At 38.7% G+C, this 19,120-nt stretch carries 10 protein-coding genes and 2 pseudogenes; 9 read left to right on the top strand and 3 right to left on the bottom strand.

Annotated features, from left to right (window positions below):
* The first annotated feature begins 126 nt into the window (after nucleotides 1–126).
* The 7 genes and pseudogenes from MHB51_RS09445 (at nucleotide 127) to MHB51_RS09415 (ending at nucleotide 13,524) form a co-directional block, all read left to right on the top strand.
* On the top strand, nucleotides 127–1,419 hold the full coding sequence (locus tag MHB51_RS09445) for an HD domain-containing protein (RefSeq protein WP_342558010.1): 1,293 nt from the start codon (nucleotides 127–129) through the stop codon (nucleotides 1,417–1,419).
* 416 nt (nucleotides 1,420–1,835) lie between these two features.
* On the top strand, nucleotides 1,836–2,054 hold the full coding sequence (locus MHB51_RS09440) for a hypothetical protein (protein WP_342558009.1): 219 nt from the start codon (nucleotides 1,836–1,838) through the stop codon (nucleotides 2,052–2,054).
* A 491-nt stretch (nucleotides 2,055–2,545) separates the two neighbouring features.
* Nucleotides 2,546–11,173 carry a collagen binding domain-containing protein gene (locus MHB51_RS09435; protein ID WP_342558008.1) on the top strand — a complete coding sequence of 2,876 codons (8,628 nt, stop codon included), beginning with the start codon at nucleotides 2,546–2,548 and terminating at the stop codon, nucleotides 11,171–11,173.
* An 87-nt stretch (nucleotides 11,174–11,260) separates the two neighbouring features.
* Nucleotides 11,261–11,551, top strand: a pseudogene (locus MHB51_RS09430) (transposase); the annotation flags it as partial.
* Between the two features lie 9 nt (nucleotides 11,552–11,560).
* Nucleotides 11,561–11,761: pseudogene (locus tag MHB51_RS09425) on the top strand (IS3 family transposase); the annotation flags it as partial.
* A 156-nt stretch (nucleotides 11,762–11,917) separates the two neighbouring features.
* Nucleotides 11,918–12,772 (top strand): HipA domain-containing protein, encoded by an 855-nt coding sequence (locus MHB51_RS09420; protein WP_342558007.1) that lies wholly within the window; start codon nucleotides 11,918–11,920, stop codon nucleotides 12,770–12,772.
* Entirely contained in the window at nucleotides 12,769–13,524 is a 756-nt protein-coding gene (locus MHB51_RS09415) for an HIRAN domain-containing protein (RefSeq protein ID WP_342558006.1), read from the top strand. The genes MHB51_RS09420 and MHB51_RS09415 overlap by 4 nt, the downstream gene beginning before the upstream one ends.
* A gap of 74 nt (nucleotides 13,525–13,598) precedes the next feature.
* On the opposite strand, the gene MHB51_RS09410 is transcribed toward MHB51_RS09415, so the two are convergent.
* Together MHB51_RS09410 and MHB51_RS09405 are read right to left on the bottom strand one after the other, a co-directional pair.
* Nucleotides 13,599–14,282: a class A sortase gene (locus MHB51_RS09410; protein WP_342558005.1), complete on the bottom strand. Its 684-nt coding sequence runs from the start codon at nucleotides 14,280–14,282 to the stop codon at nucleotides 13,599–13,601.
* Between the two features lie 168 nt (nucleotides 14,283–14,450).
* Nucleotides 14,451–14,636 carry a 2-hydroxymuconate tautomerase gene (locus tag MHB51_RS09405; protein WP_342558004.1) on the bottom strand — a complete coding sequence of 62 codons (186 nt, stop codon included), beginning with the start codon at nucleotides 14,634–14,636 and terminating at the stop codon, nucleotides 14,451–14,453.
* A 67-nt stretch (nucleotides 14,637–14,703) separates the two neighbouring features.
* On the opposite strand from MHB51_RS09405, the gene MHB51_RS09400 reads away from it, so the two are divergent.
* The gene (locus MHB51_RS09400; RefSeq protein WP_066168157.1) at nucleotides 14,704–15,216 is read left to right on the top strand and encodes a YwhD family protein; all 513 of its coding nucleotides are present in this window, start codon (nucleotides 14,704–14,706) and stop codon (nucleotides 15,214–15,216) included.
* A gap of 539 nt (nucleotides 15,217–15,755) precedes the next feature.
* Here the strand turns inward: MHB51_RS09400 and MHB51_RS09395 are convergent.
* Nucleotides 15,756–17,807: a PBP1A family penicillin-binding protein gene (locus MHB51_RS09395; RefSeq protein ID WP_342558003.1), complete on the bottom strand. Its 2,052-nt coding sequence runs from the start codon at nucleotides 17,805–17,807 to the stop codon at nucleotides 15,756–15,758.
* Between the two features lie 275 nt (nucleotides 17,808–18,082).
* Between MHB51_RS09395 and speB the strand changes: the two genes are divergently transcribed.
* Nucleotides 18,083–18,955, top strand: a complete 873-nt coding sequence (gene speB / locus MHB51_RS09390; protein ID WP_066168162.1) for an agmatinase — start codon at nucleotides 18,083–18,085, stop codon at nucleotides 18,953–18,955.
* The last annotated feature ends 165 nt before the right edge of the window (nucleotides 18,956–19,120 follow it).

Here is a 19,120-nt window from a genome sequence, read left to right as displayed (position 1 = left end):
TTGAAAAGTCGATTTATATCTGTGTTTGGTATGAATCGGCTTTTTATAATGGTTTTTCGGCTCTCTCGCTTATCCTTGTGAAAAAATGATAAAATACGACTAACTAGAGTGAAGGAGGTATGTGAAATGAGCTATGCAACGGCGAAATTAGTTGAGGAAAAAGTGTTTAAAGACCCTGTACATCGTTATGTTCATGTGCGTGACCAAGTCATTTGGGATTTAGTCGGCACAAGAGAGTTTCAACGTTTGCGCCGCATTCGTCAGCTTGGTACGACTTATTTAGTGTTTCATGGTGCAGAGCATAGTCGCTTCAACCATTCGCTAGGAGTTTATGAAATTGTGCGCCGTATTGTTGATGATATTTTTGCAGGTAGGCCTGAATGGGATGCATCAGAGCGTTTATTAGTGCTATGTTCGGCACTGCTTCATGATTTAGGACATGGTCCATTTTCCCACGCATTTGAAAATGTTTTTGCAACAGACCATGAGGAATTTACACGTGCGATTTTGCTAGGTGACACAGAGGTAAATGCTGTACTACTTAAAGTAGCTCCCGATTTCCCTGAAAAGGTTGCACAAGTTATTGAAAAAACATATCCAAATAAACTTGTAATCAGCTTAATTTCAAGCCAAATTGATGCCGACCGCATGGATTACTTACAGCGGGACGCTTATTATACGGGTGTGAGCTATGGGCATTTTGATATGGAGCGCATTTTGCGAGTAATGCGACCTCGCATGAATCAAGTAGTTATTAAGGAAAGCGGTATGCATGCGGTAGAAGATTATATTATGTCACGCTATCAAATGTACTTACAAATTTATTTTCACCCTGTATCACGCAGCGCGGAAGTCATTTTGAATCATATATTAAAGCGTGTGAAAGTTTTGAGTGAGGAAAATTATCAATTTAAGCATGCACCTGTTCACTTTCAACCATTTTTTAATAATACGATTACTGTAGAAGATTATATTGCGTTAGACGAAAGCATTATGCTGACGTATATTCAATTTTGGATGCAGGAGGACGATGCCATATTACGTGATTTAAGTGCCCGTTTCATTAATCGCAAGTTATTTGGCTATATTAATATGAATCCAAAGAAAGAACCACAGCGCTTTGCTCGCTTACAGCAATTATTTCAACAAATAGGAATTGACACAGCCTACTACCTCGTACACGATTCAACCTCTGATTTACCATATGATTTATATCAACCAGGTGTAGCAATAGGAAAGCTACCAATTATGCTACAAATGGCAAACGGCGAAGTACGCGAGCTATCACAGGAAAGCTTACTTGTTGACGCTATAGCAGGACGCTTAAAAACAGATCATAAAGTATACTACCCTGAAGAAATATTGACAGATGAAACAATAGATGAAATTTTCAAAGAAGAATTACGGAGATTGTTATAAAATCATCATTAAAAAGTATGAAGACGTCCCAAAAGCAGTGCATTGCCTGCTTTTGGGACGCTTTTTATGATGTTTCATCAGAGAATTAACTAGGTAGAATAGAAAAGAATTTCTTTGGAAATAGGATAAACACTGAGTTTTGCGGCTTTTTTGAATTTAAAATAAAAATAAGTAGAAAGCTAATTTTCCACTGCACTGAGAAGGAGTTCGACATTGAAGAAATTATAAATACATAGAGAAAAGAACTAGTTAGAAAAATATTCGAAATTAAAATTAAGTATTTAAGACTACTTAATTTTATATTTATCCAGCCGATGATTATGGATGTAGGTCATTAAGTATATATTTTAGAATACATGATTAATCGAGATACTACCAACTTGCAATATAAGGAATAAACGGGGGCATAGGAAATTATGAAGAAAAAAATCAATACAGTAACACTTGTTTTACTAGCAGCAATTATCATCGCTTGTAGCCCAATTAAAGCATCAGCAACAATGGTGGTGGTAGAAGCACCAGTAACAGGAGTAAGCTCGGTAGCAAAATTTGATGGGGCAGAAAGTAAACATAAAGAAGTAAAGCCTGTACTGTTAAAAAACATAAAAAAATTAGTGAGCAAAGTAAAAAAATAAAAACATGAGTTAAAACCTTAACTATTTATGAACTTTCATATTTAGTTAAGGTTTTTTTGTCGGTTTTTATAATGGAAAAATTAGTTATATTACGACTTTGTAGACATATAGATTGATGAAGGTATGAAAGCCTTCTAGTACCAAAGGCTGTACAGAATTTGTTTAGGTGTCTTCCGTAAAATAGGAGTAGACAAATTAACTAAAATCTAATTCCAATTAAGCCCTTAAATATGCCGATGCTTTGAAGGAGGTGAGACAAATTTTTATCGGCTCGTTACAAAAAATGAATACACATATTTTAGGAAACAGGCAACAAAGTGACCTTGTCTCCGCTTTTCTTCAAAGATTGAATGTGTGTTCGACAATGACGACTAACTAAACTAGGAAAGAGAGACTAGCCAACTGTTTGCAGTAGCCATTCCTAACATTAGGTTACACGTCGTCAGCAAACAACAAGGGCAATCTCTCACACCTAAGAAGAGGAGAGGGACATGAGGAAAAAGATTAATATTGCAATGCTGACAATGCTATTAGTGTTCCAGACGTTGATTGGACCGTTAAGTGCATTTGGTACAGTATTTGCTGCGGGTACTCCGCAAGAAGACCTAGAGCTTAGTTTTGTACATTTAGATTATAACGGTACATTAATTAAGTCAACGGCTGATGCGAATGCTGTAAAACCGCAAGCGGGCGATTCAGTAAAGCTTCGCTATGAATTTTCAACATCGGATGAATTGGAATTTGAAGATGGAGATACGTTCCAATTTAATTTACCAGATTCATTTTTAGTATTTGATAAACAATCTTTACAAGGCAATGTTTCATTTAGCGGTGTAAAGTATTTCGAATACAGTGTTGATGAAAATAAACTGGTAACTGTTACAGCAAAAAGATATGTTCCAGGTGGAATCACAAATGGCTGGTTTGAGTTTTCAGCTAAATTTGGCAACTTTGCAACAGAAGACTTGGAACAAGAATTGAAAATTCCTCAATATGGAGTAGCCACAACAACAGATATTCGTTTCACATTTAGCCCTAAAGGGGGAAGCTCAGCACTTTCAAAGGAAGGTGTAGAGGTAAATGCGAGTGAAGTACCGAATGGCGATTCAGCTAAACGCTATATCAAGTGGACAGCATGGGTCAATCAATCAGCGCAAGCAATGACACAATTCCAATTCAATGATAGTTGGGCAAATGGTGACTTAACGCTTGTACCAAATTCAGTGAAAATTGAAAGCGTACAACTAGAACCTAAATTAAGTGAGATTGCAATCGTAGGAACACCGACAACAGTTACTACGCCAACTATCACTGACAATGCAACAGGTTTGAACTTTACATTATCAGGTCTTACAGGTACAAATGCTTATAAAGTAACATATATCACAGAAGTAGCACGTACACCAAAGACAGAAGTAGAAAACTTCGAAAACAAGGTAGCGGTAACGCCTACAATTAGTGGTAACACACTGAATTGGGATGCTGATGCTACAGTAGACCTTGAATATGGTAAGCCGCTTGAAAAAACCTATACAGGTGATAAGTATGAGGCGGAGTGGCAAGTTGCTTATAACTATATTGGCAATCAAATTCAAGGTAAAGTATTAAAAGATTCATTGGGTACTAATAGCTTACACCAATATGACGCAGATTCAATTAAGCTATACGAAGTGAATGGTACTGAGGAAACAGAGGTAGATCCAAGCTTTGCAACAATTGACACAGATTTGGTTGAGAAAAGCATCACAGTGACATTCAACGAACCAACAACAAAGCCGTATATTCTAAAATATACAACAAAGGCCACAATGGATGTTATTCATGGTGAAAATGGAGCAGCACCAGCACCAGTAGCGAATACAGTGGAAGTCGGCACACCAGGAGAAGGCTATGATTACAGGGTTTCTACGGATCTTTATATGGGGGAAGGTATAGGTCGCAAAGATGTAAGTAGCGTTGACTACTCCCAGAAGGAAGTTGAGTGGAAGGTTGAATTAAATGCTGACCTTAAAACAATGGAAGATGTAGTCATTAAAGATACATTGGACATTGATGGGAATTTAGGGCTAATTTCCTATACAGGAGGTAACTATTTCAGAAGTGAAAGTGGGGTTGACCCAAATACTTTAACTCCTACAATCGATGCGAATGGATTTACATTAAATGTTGGTACAATTACTGACAAAATGGTTTTCTACTATAAAACTAATTTTGATGTGTTAGAACGGTACTTAGCTGCTAGTGGAAAAACAGCCTATCAAAATCATATCCAGTTTGAATGGGGTGGAGGCGACAATAGACCTGATGAAAGAAAAACAGGTACATTTACGCCATTAGAAGCATTCCAAAACAATGCGATTAAATCAGGTAGCTATAATTACCAAACACAAGAATTCACATGGACATTAAAGGCAAACGTAAATCAAAACGAGATTGATAGAGTTGTAGATACATTGGATAATTATCAAGATTTTAAAGGGACAGCAGCACCTGATTTAGAAATCTACCCACTTACTGTCCAGCCGAATGGTCAATTAGTGCGAGGCGATAATGCATTAACAGCTGGTTATACAGCGAATGTTGCAGGGAAATCATTAACAATTACATTTACTAGTCCTACAACATCAGCCTATGAAATCGTCTATAAAACAAAAGATAGCGATGGCATTATTGGTACAGGTAACTCAGGAAATGATAAGCAAAATAAAACGTACAAAAATAATGCACAAATTTTCCTAGGCAACGTATTAAAAGGGCAGCCGAGAGAGGCAGAAGTCACAGTGGATGTGGCAGATAACTTGATTGATAAAAGAGGCGCTGTGAATTCGGCAGACTCTACAATCGAATGGGCAGTGGATATTAATAAATCTCGCTCACAAATTGAAGGAGTGACGGTGAAGGATGCGTTATCAAGTGCAAATTCAGATGTTCGTCAATTCTATGTAAAGAATTCATTTAAATTAGCACCGTATAATCACACTGCTAACGGAGTGACATTAGGTGAACCAGTGTCTATACCTGGAGAAGACATAACCTTCAATAGTGATGGCACAACATTTGAATACATTTTACCTGAGTCCAATCCTTCTTATCAATTAACCTATCAAACATTTTATGAAGGACCTAATGGCGAAACAGTAACCAACAGTGCTGTATTAAATTATACGATTACATCATCTGGTACATCTGTAAGCGATGAATCGACGAAATCTGAGGTAAACACACAATTCGTCTACAACGACTCAGACGCTGGAATGGCATTTAGTCGTGTAGATCTTGAAATTACAAAACAAGGAATCAACCATGACGATGCTACTAAAAATAAGACGTTAGATGGCGTTGAATTTACAATATGGAATAAGTCAGGTAAGTTCCAAGTAATGGATGATGTGTTTACGACTAATTCAGAAGGTAAGATTCAAATTCCTAATATCGGTACAGGTACGTATGTAATAAAAGAAAAGCTACCAGCAGGCTATGTAGCCCCAACGACACTTTTAGGTGCTTCGAATATTGAAGTAGTGGTAGAAGAAGGTGGAGCGAAGTACGCAAAATACACAGTAACAGTTGGAAATTTAACAGATGCAGGTACTGATCAAAAAACTTGGACAGTTAATAATGATGAAGTATTGCAATCGGTTGAATTAACGAAGCGAAATAATCAAAGTCAATCGTTACAAGGTGTAGTATTTGTGTTGAAAAAGGGTGGCACAGTTGTAACGCAAGATATGAAAAACAACCCTATTGGAACATCTATCTCAAAAGGTGGAGAAACATATAATAATGCCTTTGAAACCGATGCAAGCGGTAAAATTTATATTCCGTATTTACCGGTAGGCAACGACTACACATTTGAGGAAGTAGCAACAGTGCCAGGTTATATCTTAGATGCTACGCCTGTTTCTGTACCAGAAATTAAAACAGATGCTATTGCAAAGGTATCTCAATCGGTAACAAATCAACCGATTAAGGTAACTGTAGAAAATAGAGAGAAGGATAAACCGACAAAGAAAATTGAAGGTTCAACATTTGCAGTTTATAAAGTAAATGCTTGTCCAACAATCGACCCTACAGATGGAAAAGTGTCAATTCCAGACCCACTAGATTCAAATTGGACACTTGTTGAAGAACGTACAACAGATAGCGAAGGTGAAAGCGAAGGTGAATTTGAAATTGATTTCACAGATTCTAAATACGGAGCAGGTACGTATGTTATTGTTCAAAAAGAAGCAAATAAATACTATGTCAATAGAGCAAATGCTTCTGTAACAGCGGACTGTATCGAAATCACACCAGAAACACCAACAGCACCAATAATTCCTCCATTTGAAAATGAGCGTGATCAAACAGAGGGCGGTGTCGGAGCTTTAACGTTAACGAAAGAATTGCGTGATGAAAATGGAGTTACCAATACACCAATCGAAAACGCAATTATTCAATTAACAGGTGTGGAAACAGGGAATACTTATTTCGGTAAAACGGATGAGGACGGCGAGATTGGAGTTTGGTATGGAACTAGGGCTAACCTCGATTCAAAATCGACCCCTGTAACAACTATTGTACAAGATAAATATCGAGTAACAGAGCTATACACAAATAATCCAAACTTCGCATATGAAGGTCTTGCTAAAAAAGTTAGCGCACCTGGATTTACAACTGATGCAGGTATAGTCTTTGATTACGATAAAATAACTGGTGAGACAAATATTGGGGTAACCAACAAAAAGCTCCTACGCACAGTCATTATTACAAATAGCTGCGGTGTAGAAGCCACAACATATCGATTAATTGGTCCAGATGGTAACCCTGTGACACATGATGCTCTAGGTAACGTTATTGACGGTATTGATCCAACAACAGGTATCATCACAATTGAAGCGGGTGAGAATAAAATCCAGCTTGAAGACTTACATTTAGCAAGTGGTGAATATACAGTGAGTCAATTAACTATTTCACCGGGATGTGAATCTGGTAATCCTTCAGACCCAGTGACTGTTACACCAGATGAACCTGGGGATCTTGAGTTCCCAGAAGAGGATGATCCAATTAAAGTAACAGTAACAAATGAAGATCCAAATGGCGATCCGATCCCGGGTGCCAGATTCAAAGTGTATAAGAAGAATCCTTTAGCGGCATGTCCAGATGGAGATGCACCGATCGATCCTTCAGATTACACAGATGTAACAAGTCGATTACATGTTTCGGAAGTTTTAACTACTGATTCAAATGGGCAGTTTGAAATCGACTTCTCAAAATTAGGTGAGGGGACATTTGTTATCATACAAGACGGTGTCAATAGCCCTTACTTTATCGACAGAGCAAATGAACCAGTCGTTATTGATAGTAGTACATGTGTAGAAAATAATAATACACCGCCAACACCACCAACACCACCAACATTTGTTAATGAGCGTGGTAAAGGTACAATTGTTATTACAAAGAAAGATGCGGATAACGGTGAACCAATCGAAGGTGCTACAATTACACTTACAGGTCAAAAAGATTCATCGGGTGAAAAAGAAGATTATACAGCTACTACAACCGCACTTGGAGTAGCGACATTCAACGATGTACTATTTGATAAGTATATAATTTCAGAATCAAAATTCCCTGTGGGCTATGAAAAATTTGCTTCAGGCTTACTGAATGATGAGCTTGTGGTAGATATTAATACACCTTTTATAAGTGGGGAGTATGAACTAGAAATTGAAAATACAAAAATCAAACGTACAGTAACAATTAATGATGCTTGTACGCTAGGTACTCGTGTATATGGTATTTATGCAAATGCAACAGATGCTACAAACGATGCTAACAGAATAGCAACAGTAACTTTAGCAGCTGGGGAATCTTCAAAAGATATTTTAGTAGCGTTTGACTTACCTGATGGAGAGGACACAGCAGACTTTGTTGTAAAGCAAATTTCAAGTACAAATCCAGAGTGTATAAATCCAGCTGAACCGACTTTCCCAGTGACACGTGATGAAGATCCAACACCTAAGAAGGAAGTTCCATTTGGTAGCAACTTAGTAGATTTAACATTTGAAGATTGCTATGGTCCAGTTGCTGGCACATTCACGTTTGAAGATACTACTTCAGGTAAACAATATGTTGTGACAGTATCGGAAGATGATAATGGTGAAGTTACTCGAAACATCCCTGTCGGCACATATAAAGTGTCAGGCTCAGGAATGGAAGAACGTACAATTGCGATTACAGCAGGTGACACTGAATATACAATCGCCACACAGGATTGTGGAACGGTTGAAATTCAATTTAATAGCTGTACAAAAGATGCTACTGGTATAACAACTGTAGATATTTATAAATCAGGTGAAACTACACCTTTTAAAATAGTTGGTGACACGCCAGGATGGACAACAACTTTACCAACAGGTACTTATGTAGCATATCCAGGTGGTACTGATTTAGCGACAACTACATTAAGCGGTAAAACATTTACAATTACAAATAATGTAACTTCAACTGTTTCTGTAGATGAGCCATGTACAGAAGAACAGATCACAATCGTCTTCAATTCATGCGATAAGCTTGGTACAACAACAGTAGATATTTACAAAAAAGATGAAAATGGAGATGTTATTGACTCTTCTAAAGTAACGGTAAGTGAGGCGAATACTTGGACTGCTGAACTATTAGAAGGTGATTACGTAGCATATCCAGGTGGAACTAAGTCGAATGGTACAGATTTCACTATCGACAAGACGAAACAACTAACATCTATCATTGTAGATGAACTATGTGGTGATGAAAAAATCATTATCAGCTTTGACCGTTGTGAAAGAGATAATACAACAGAGGCAATTCATATTTATGCAATTGACGCAGCTGGCGACAAAACAGGTACGGCAACAGTTGTTATGAAAGACGCTGTAACTGGTGAGTATACAGTTGAGTTAGCTGAAGGAGATTATATTGCTTATCCAGCTAGTGAACGAGGAAATGGAAGCAAGTTCTCTGTAACAAAGGCGAAAGCGGAAATCGTTCTAGTAGATGAGCCGTGTGACGAGGAAATTACGATTCAATTCAACAGTTGTGCAAAAGCAGGACGAACATCGGTAGATATTTATAATCGTGAAACGAATGTGCTTGTAGCAACAGTTGATGTTAATTCAAATTGGAAAGTTGAGCTTCCAGTAGGCAAATATATCGCTTATCCACATGGTACTACAGAGCATGGAAGTACAGAATTCGAAATAACAAAAACAACATCTAATACGAATCCAATCACTGTTACTGAGCTATGTGATCCAGTTCCAATAGAGATCACACTAATCGGCTGTGATCAGCTAGGTGTAACGACAGTCGATATTTACAAAGTAGATGGAAACGACGCATTAATCCCTTCTACGAAAGAAACTGTAACAATTATCAATGGAACAGCAACAAAACAATTAGATGAAGGCAAGTACGTCATTGTACTTGGTGGAACAACTGATTTTGAAGTAACTGATATTATTACAATCGACGAAAATACAACTGGTCCAATTCCAATAACAATTACACAAGATTGTAAAACAGCTAACATCACATTCAACGGTTGTGATAATCAAGGAATTCCTAACACAACATACCGATTTGATGATGGCAATGGTAAGACATTTACAGTTATAACAGATGGAAATGGCACAATTAATACAACTGTACCGCCAGCTAAATACACTGTAACAAACATGACAACAGGCTTTGAGAAGGTAATAGATCTTACATCAAGCATTACAAATTTAGTAATTGTAGAGTGTGAGGCTTGTGTTGCAAATGTGACAATCACAGAGTTAGCAAACCAAACAATTACAATTACAGATGGCTCTATTATTGAAACAGTGACAGTTGATAGCAATGGCAAATTCCAAGTTCCATTTGCAGATGGCACTGGCTTAGTAGTTAGAGATGCAGCAGGAAATATCGTAGGAACAATTACGGTAGCAGATTGTAAAGGAGAATTTGTATTCCCAGCATGTGAGTTACCGGTTATCAACCTTCCGGGTCATGCCAATACAAATGTATATGTTCTTTCAGGCACAGTCCTAGGCACAATTACAAGCGCAGATACGACAACAATTGATGTGGCAACAATTGCAACATCAAGCGACACTGCAACAGTAGGCGTGGATGGCAATTTAGCGATTGATAAAACAAAGCTAGTAATAGGCGATGAATATTACATTGTCGATCTGAACGGTGTAATCCTAAAAATTATTAAATTAGATGGTGGGACTTTAGTTATTTCTCGCCCAGATAGAACAGAAGAGGCACGTATAGAGGAATGTATTCCAAAGAACCCTATTCCGTTCGAGCCAGAGATAACGCCAGGACCAAATCCGGATCCAGGGCCAAACCCAGATCCAGGACCAAATCCAGGACCGGGACCAAACCCAGACCCAGGACCAAATCCAGGACCAAATCCAGGACCGGGACCAAACCCAGATCCAGGGCCAAACCCAGGTCCAGGACCAAATCCAGGACCGGAACCAAACCCGAATCCAGGGCCAAATCCAGGTGAACCAACAGATCCAGCGGTACCACCAACACCAGGTGAACCAACAGATCCAGCGGTACCACCAACACCAGGTGAGCCGACAGATCCAGCGGTACCACCAACACCAGGTGAGCCAACAGATCCAACAGTACCAGGTGAAACGCCAAATCCAACGGAGCCAATAACTCCAGAGGCTGAGGAAGTAATCAAGTTGATTCCAAGTATTCCAGGTATCGTGCCTGTACCACCAACACCAGGTTCAGAGGAGCCGGTACGCTATGAAGTACCAAATATCCCTCAAATTGTTGAAGAACTAGCGAAAAATCCAGCGAAGCTTCAGCAAACAATTCAAGACCTAGAAGCATTCATTAAGCAATATGAATCATTATCTCCAGAGGAGCAAGCATACGTTGACGAGCTTGTAAACATGGATTTAGTGAGAAGCCTTCTAAATGAATTGAAAGAAGCGGCTAACGTGCTTGCGGCAGCAAATAATAACCAAAACAAACTGCCACAAACAAATGATGCAAATTCAACAACTGCAATGGTTGTCGGCTTTGGATTATTAGCACTAGGCTTCGTGTTATTACGTCGTCGCTTTATGACAACAGAAAAATAATCAAAAAGAAACCCCCCAAGCGATGGATAATCCTGAACTGCTCCCCAATTGTTAGACACGTCTAACAATTGGAGGAGCAGTTTTTATATGGCTAAATATACATCAGAAGAAAAATTACAAGCAGTCCTACGCTACTTAGAAGGCAAAGAAAGTTCACATGAAATTGCTAAATCAATGGGAACAGATCACAAAGCAATTCTTAATTGGGCAAAACAATATGAGTATAACGGCGTAGAAACATTTATAAAACGATATACAAATTATTCGGCACAGTTTAAACTAGACGTACTAAACTATATGATTGAAAACGGTACGTCCTTACTTGAAACGGCAGCTATCTTTCATATAGCTACTCCTTCTACACTTCGTGTTTGGAAAAAACAATTTAACTGTTACGACAATTCTGTCATGGAGAATTTCTTTGGCATCATGAAGTCGGAATTTCTCTATTTAAAGGAATTTGAAAGTGTCGAGCATTTTAAAAAGGAACTTGAAAACTATATAAACTATTACAACACGAAACGTATAAAGGCAAAATTAAAAATGAGTCCGGTGCAGTACCGAACCCATTTTACCCAAGCTGCCTAAACGAAATAACCGTGTCTAACTTTTAGGGGTCACTTCAGTGCATGAGGGGTTTTTGAATGGCAAAAGTTATACAATGGTATTTTGTGTAACTCGCATGACATAGGAGGTTAGAAGAGGTATAATTAATAAAGATTGAAGTCGAAGGGGCGATGGGAAATGATAGATATTTCGCGCTGGGAACGAGATATCAAAAGCCAGGCTTCAGGAACACGGACGAAATTCTGGTTATTTGAGCCAAATACAAACTCAGAAGATAATTCGAAATACCTCTTTAAAATACCGACTAAGGATACTGGTGGGCATTGGGCTGAATTTATTGCAAGCAAAGTAGGAGCGCAGCTAGGTTTTACAACAGTTGACGTCAAATTAGCAAAATATAATGATGATATAGGAACTATTTCTAAAAATTTTAGACATAAAACTGAAGATTTATATGAAGGTGGAGACTTATTTTTAGCACGATTCACTGATTTTAATCGACATTCATTAGCCTATTATGAACTACCTTATATCATGGAGCTATTAAGTGAATATGATATAGAAAAGGAATTTGTAGCAATACCTATTTTCGATGCTTTAATTGCTAATAATGATAGGCATTGTGATAATTGGGGCATTCTTAGTGGACCTAATGGAATAAGGTTAGCACCTATTTACGATAATGGTTCTTCTCTTGGTTTTAATGAAGTGGCTGACAGGAAGCAAAATATGTTAACAGATGATAGAATGTTGGCTGGATTTTGTAACAGAGGGAGACCAAGTATTGGGCTACCTAATAGAAAGCGACCTAAACATTTGGAATTACTAACATTTTTGCAGAATTATTTACCGAATGAATTTCGGGAAGTTATTATGAGATTAAATTGTTTGAATGAGGATATGCTATTAACAATAACGAAAGATATTCCTGTCACAGTAATGAAAGAGCAAGAGAGAAAATGGGTTATTCGCCTCTTACTTTATCGAAAAGACTGGATATTGAACTGGTATGAAGGGAGTGTGAAAGTATGAGAAAGCAACCGTTTGAATTGTGGCTCATTTGGCAGAATGTTGAAACTAGACAACGCTATCACGTAGGAAGATTATTTTACGAAGATGGTCTTTACACATTTATTTATGAAACAAAAGGTGTTAGAAGAAAGTTGAAAGAAGCGATGGAGAATGGTTATCGACCTCATTTAGCATTTCCAAATACAAGTAAAATATATACTTCTTCTACTCTATTTGGTCCATTTGCACGGCGCTTGCCGGATGTTAGGAGGCCAGATTATTTAATCTTATTACAGGAGTTAGGTCTTTCCGTAGAGTGTACCGATATGGACGTACTACGAGCGACAGGAGGAATTTTAGCGACAGATGCGTATGAATTTGTTTCTCCTATTTATTTCGAAGAGCATGCCTTCGCTTTTGATTTCTTTATCGCTGGTTGGCGCTATTACGATGGAGAACGGCTAGTTCATGAGCTACAAGTAGGAGACGGCATTGATTTTTTACTAGACCCAGATAATCCACATGATAATAAAGCGGTCATTATTACCTCCTTAGCTGGAGATAAATTAGGGTTTGTGCCAGCTTTTTATAGCGGTTGGATGTTTGAAGTCATAGAAAAAGGATGTCACTTCAAAGCGAAAGTAGAGGCAATTCATCCTCATGCAGCGCCTCACCGTAAAGTAAGTATCTCGGTTGTGGGAACAGTAAATCAATTCGTGGATACGACACAAGTTTTGAATGGTAGCGCAGAATGGCAATTAATCATGTGTTGATAATACAACAGCAGAGGCTGTTAAAAAAGTCGATTTGTCACAAATTTTGTGATACAAATCGACTTTTTATTTGATTATATTTTCTCTTGTTGCAGCGCTTCTGGTGGTGCATCCAAGTCATATTGCTTTGAAAAGCTTGCCTGTACGAAGAGGCGTCTTACACCTTCATCAGCGCATGTAATAAGTGTTAATAGCGTTTCGTTTGCTACATCGTCAATGACGTGTACGGCGGTTGCTTCAACTACTTCAATTTTTGTAATATGATATTCGAAAATAGCATTAGCATTTGTTAAATATATCGTATCACCGATTTCGCTATGATATAGTGGGCCAAATAAAATATCACGGTCCTCAAAATAGTGGGCAGCTAAAGCGTAGTTTCCTTGACCCATTATTTGTTCAGGCTTCATCGTACCAGCGCCAACCGCCAATGCATTTTTGCCGACCCCTTTCAAAATTGGGAGCTGCATGTCGACACTTGGAATGCCAATACTACCAATTACAGGTAAATCTTTGCGGTTTGCCTGTGCCTGTAATACTTCCCAAATCGACAAAGATTGTACCTCTTCAAAATCGAAATCTGCCTCTATTTCATCGTTAAATTCAAACATTTCAGAAGATGTTGAAACAGTGACAAGCTCCTCGCTTAATCGTTGTACAAGTAATGCTTGAATCGGCTTGATAAAAATGAGTGTCAGCCCAACCGCAAAAAGTGCGATTATTGCCAAAATATTCAAAATAGAGCGTAATTTTTTCATAAGCACCTGCCTTATAGAAAGAAGCCGTCTGAAAAGTCATTTTGAGAAGGCCCCTTGCACTGAGGATAGTGACAATTTATTGTTACTATCGCAGAGCGAATATTTAATATAGAAGCTAAGTTGTTCGAAAAAGGTACACCCTTTTTGGATAACCATAGCTCTGTGTAATTATTTGTCGATATGGAGTACGCCTGCATTCGCGTAATGATTTTTTGACATTTCTTCAATAATAATCGAAATATTTTCTTTTGGTGCATTCACTGTTTTAGATACAGCCTCTGTGACTTCTTGCACTAAAGCACGCTTTTGCTCATTTGTGCGTCCTTCGAGCATTTTAATCGTAATGATTGGCATAATATTGCCCCCCTCTATGTATTTTAGTGTATATTATTAATAATAGCACAATTGGAGGTTATACGAGATGTTTAATGAAGAAAAACCAAAGCAAAAAATGGGCTTTACGATTATAAAAAATGACCCAACAGATGGGCATAAAGGATTTGGAATTGGTTCTTTATCATTGGAAAATGTATCGCCTGTTATTATAGATGTGGAAGAAAAAACAGCTATTGTGGATATCGGCGCAATGCATGCGAAAAGTGATGTAGAACGTGGCATTAAATTTACCGTAAATCGAGAGGATTCTGCAGGTGGTAAAAATTATTGGCTCGTATGGGTAACGATTGATTACAAAGAGGAAGGACCTTACTACGCAGGTGTGACAGCATGTGAAATGGTTGTCAACCGCGAAAAACGCCGAGGCTATAAAATTTTAGCTGACCATGTAAATAAAATGGATAAATCCATGAAACGCCAAATTATTGTTGACCATATGGATGATGTCTCCAAAAAAATACTCACTGAATTTTTACAGCAGCATAACAGTGAGCTATGGAACCGAAGCGACGCCAAGCTCCGCAATGATTTAGCCTAAATAAGTCATGGGCGGTCCACCATGTTTGACCGCCCATGCACAAGTACAAACAAGTTTTATGAAATTGTACATAAATCCCCCAAAAAATATAGATAACTTAAATACTATGAAAACCGCAGATAACCTCATGAAAAACTACAGATACCCTTACTAGACCGTACATAATTCTTTCGCAAAAACTAAGCCCCACACTAAAATACATTCACTTTATTGCTGATTTAGCTATCGTCAATCCTTTTTGCTACATTACTGAAAAATAGATGAACAAAATGTGACAATTGCCTTCAGTGGGCATAAGGTGGTTGAAAGTGCACATGAAAAAAAGTAAACTTGTATGTAAGGCTTACAGCTAGTGAGCTAGGACACTTTGGTAAATGGACAAGCTATGAGAGCTATGCGGCATTTGAACCAACCCAAGCCGAATGCCCCATGATTCTCATGCTTACGTTTACCATAAAAGAAGGCTCTTTCTTCCCACGGAAACCGTTATTCCGGGGAAGAAAGAGCTTTTTTGATTAGGTTCTGTTCATTATGACGCATTAGTTGCGCCAAAAGTTGCGGAATACTTCAAAGTCGAGCCAGCTCCCCCATGTATCTGGTCCGAAGATTTCAAAGGAGCGGCATTTTTCGGTTGGTACATCTGTTTCTTTCATATAAATAAGGCGCTGCTTTGGACATGCATCCATCCCTAGCTTGCCTGTTTCGATATCGATAACGACACCTTGAATTCCATCTGGCACCGGGAAGTTTTCGTTTGCTTTGCCATTATGAACGGTTTCCATAAAATCAATCCATACTTGCTTGGTTGCGGCCATGTCTTCTTGAACGGATAATGTTTTGCCTTGGTCGTAGCCATTCCAAACACCAGCTGTAATGCTTGGCGTATAGCCAATTAACCATTGGTCACTAATCGTTGTACCTGATTTAGCAGCGTACGTATGAGTCATACGCCCACGAATAGACACACCTGTCGCAGGTGAATAATCACTATATACAGGGTCGAATATGCCTGTCATCATATCTGTTAGTAAATAAGCATCTTGTTCAGTTAAAACATGCTTTGTTTCAGGCTCCGTATATTTATAAACGACATCTCCCTTGGCATTTGTAATTGACAAAATAGTTGTTGCGTTGCGTTTTTCTCCCCCTGCGGCAATTGTATTATAGGCATTTGTTAAATCATACAGTGATGTTTCAATTGTGCCGAGTGCAATGGAAGGGTTGTCCTTCTCGGTATAATTTAACCCAAAGCGTTGTAACATTTCCCGAAAGGCTTTATAGCCAACCTGCTCTAACGTTTTCACAGCGTAAATATTGTCTGAAATAGCCATTGCTTGTGCAAGGGACATATCCTGTGCTGCAAACTGTCCATTTACATTTTGCGGCTTATAAGTAGCACGCCCATCATCATAAGTGAATATTGTTTCACTTACATTTAAAAAGGTCAGTGGTGTAAAGCCATTTTCTAATGCCGCAGCGTACAAAATCGGTTTTATTGACGAGCCAGGCTGCCTTTCTGCAAGGGTGACACGATTAAAGGAGCTCTTGCTGTAATCACGCCCACCAACAAGCGCTGTGACGTAGCCCGTATCAACATCTAAGCTTACGAGACCGACCTGCAAGTCAGTGTTTGGCATGTTTTTTTGAACAGCCTGCTCAGCGGCATTTTGATGTGCTTGGTTTAATGTAGTTTTAATTGTCCAGCCGCCTTCGCTAATATTCATATTTTTAGACTCTAATATTTCGCTGGCTTCTGTCCATACTACATCTAAAAAATAAGGAGCAATTGATTTACTAGCGACCCATTCGCTGTTTTTATAAACAAGCTCCTCTTTTTCAGCATGAACTTTCTCTTCAGCAGTAATCTTTTCCTGCTGCTCCATTAAGCTTAAAATAAGCTTTTGACGATTCGTTGCTTTTTCAAGATTAGCAATTGGTGAATAGTAGGTCGGACCTTTTGGGATGCCTGCAAGCATCGCTGCTTCCGCTAAAGTCAGGTCGCTCGCGGATTTACCAAAATAATAGCGACTTGCTGCTTCAGCACCATACATACCGTGCCCATAATAGACCGTATTTAAGTAGCCTTCTAAAATTTCGTCCTTTGAATAGAAAATTTCTAAACGATATGCATAGAGTGCTTCATTTATTTTGCGTGTCCATGTTTTTTCATGTGATAAATATAAATTACGGGCGTATTGCTGAGTTAATGTACTTGCGCCTTGCACTTTACGTCCTGCTTTAATGTCTGCAAGTACGGCACCAGCGATTCGCGAATAATCAAATCCACCATGCTGATAAAAATCTTTATCCTCGATAGCAATAGTAGCTTCGGCTAAATACGGTGACATCTTATCTAGCTCTAACCAATAACGACGCTCTGATTGAAAGTAGTCGCCAATTTGATGGTCGTGCTGATCTAAAAAAACAGTCGCCTTCGGTACAGTCAATGTCGGCGCTCCTGCAATTTGTGCATAAATGCGAAGTGATAATAACACCACAGCGGCAGCGCAGAGCATGGCGACTGTTAATAAAGCAAGCCTTTTACCAAAGCGCTTACGTTTTTTTCGGCGAATATAATGTTGTCGTTTCATTAACAATCACCCCGTTGTTTTGAGTGCCAGGCACACACACAATTTACACACAATTCGTGCTACGTATAGTATGTGTCTGAACTCTTATTTTTCATACAAGTATCTAAAAAATCTTTGAGCTTGTGTCTATGTATACGAAAAATGTCGAATAAAGGTTTCGCATGAGGCTACTTGCGTACAATGGCAAGAATAAAATACAATAAACATGGCATTAACGAGCTAGGCGGAATAGCCCGTCGTTGAAGACCGAATAATAATAAGCAGGTGAACGACCTATGAGATTCGATGAAACATATTCAGGTAATGTATTTATTAAAAGTCATCAAAATTATGAGCAAGCAAAGGCTGTTTTATATGGTATGCCGATGGATTGGACAGTCAGCTATCGTCCAGGCTCTCGCTTCGGTCCAACACGTATTCGAGAAGTATCGATTGGCTTAGAGGAATACAGCCCATATTTAGATCGTGAGTTGGAGGAAGTAAAGTTTTTCGATGCGGGAGATATTCCACTACCATTCGGAAATCCGAAGCAGTCATTAGAGGAAATTAAAGGATTTGTGCGCAAGGTGTTAGCTGACGGTAAGGTGCCAATTGGTATGGGCGGTGAACATTTAGTATCCCTTCCGGTAATGGAGGCCGTGTACGAAAAATATAATGATTTAGCAGTAATTCATTTTGATGCACATACAGATTTACGAACAGATTATGAAGGCGAGCCGTATTCACACGCAACACCTATTCGTAAAATTGCAGAGCATATTGGACCGCATAATGTATATTCATTTGGCATTCGCTCTGGACTAAAGGAAGAATTTATTTGGGCAAAGGAAAATGGCATGCATATTTCAAAATTCGAAGTGCTAGAGCCATTAAAGCAAGTATTACCAACACTTGCTGGTCGCAATGTTTATGTAACAATCGACATCGATGTTCTAGACCCAGGACACGCACCAGGTACAGGTACAGTAGATTGCGGTGGTATTACACCGAAGGAGCTACTTGCATCTATCCACGCCATTGCAGGCAGTGGTGTCAACGTAGTTGGCTTCGATTTAGTTGAAGTAGCTCCAATTTATGATGTGTCTGAAATGACAGCTAACACAGCCGCAAAGCTTATTCGTGAAATGATTCTCGGCTGGGTGAAATAACAGAAGCTTTATAGATGATGATATGAAGTGGTTGGAGTGGGGTTTAGCTATGAGCTAACCCCACTTTTAGCCCTGTTTCTTTTTAAACTTTCACTAAACACTGCTACAGTTTGAGCTTCCATCTCTTGTAGTACATGTCCACAAACCGAATGAATCATTTCGGGA

It is taken from the genome of Metasolibacillus sp. FSL K6-0083 (assembly GCF_038630865.1).
Taxonomy (GTDB): Bacteria; Bacillota; Bacilli; order Bacillales_A; family Planococcaceae; genus Metasolibacillus; species Metasolibacillus fluoroglycofenilyticus.
Note: the sequence above shows the minus strand (reverse complement) of the source record. Positions and strands in the feature narration are given on the sequence as shown.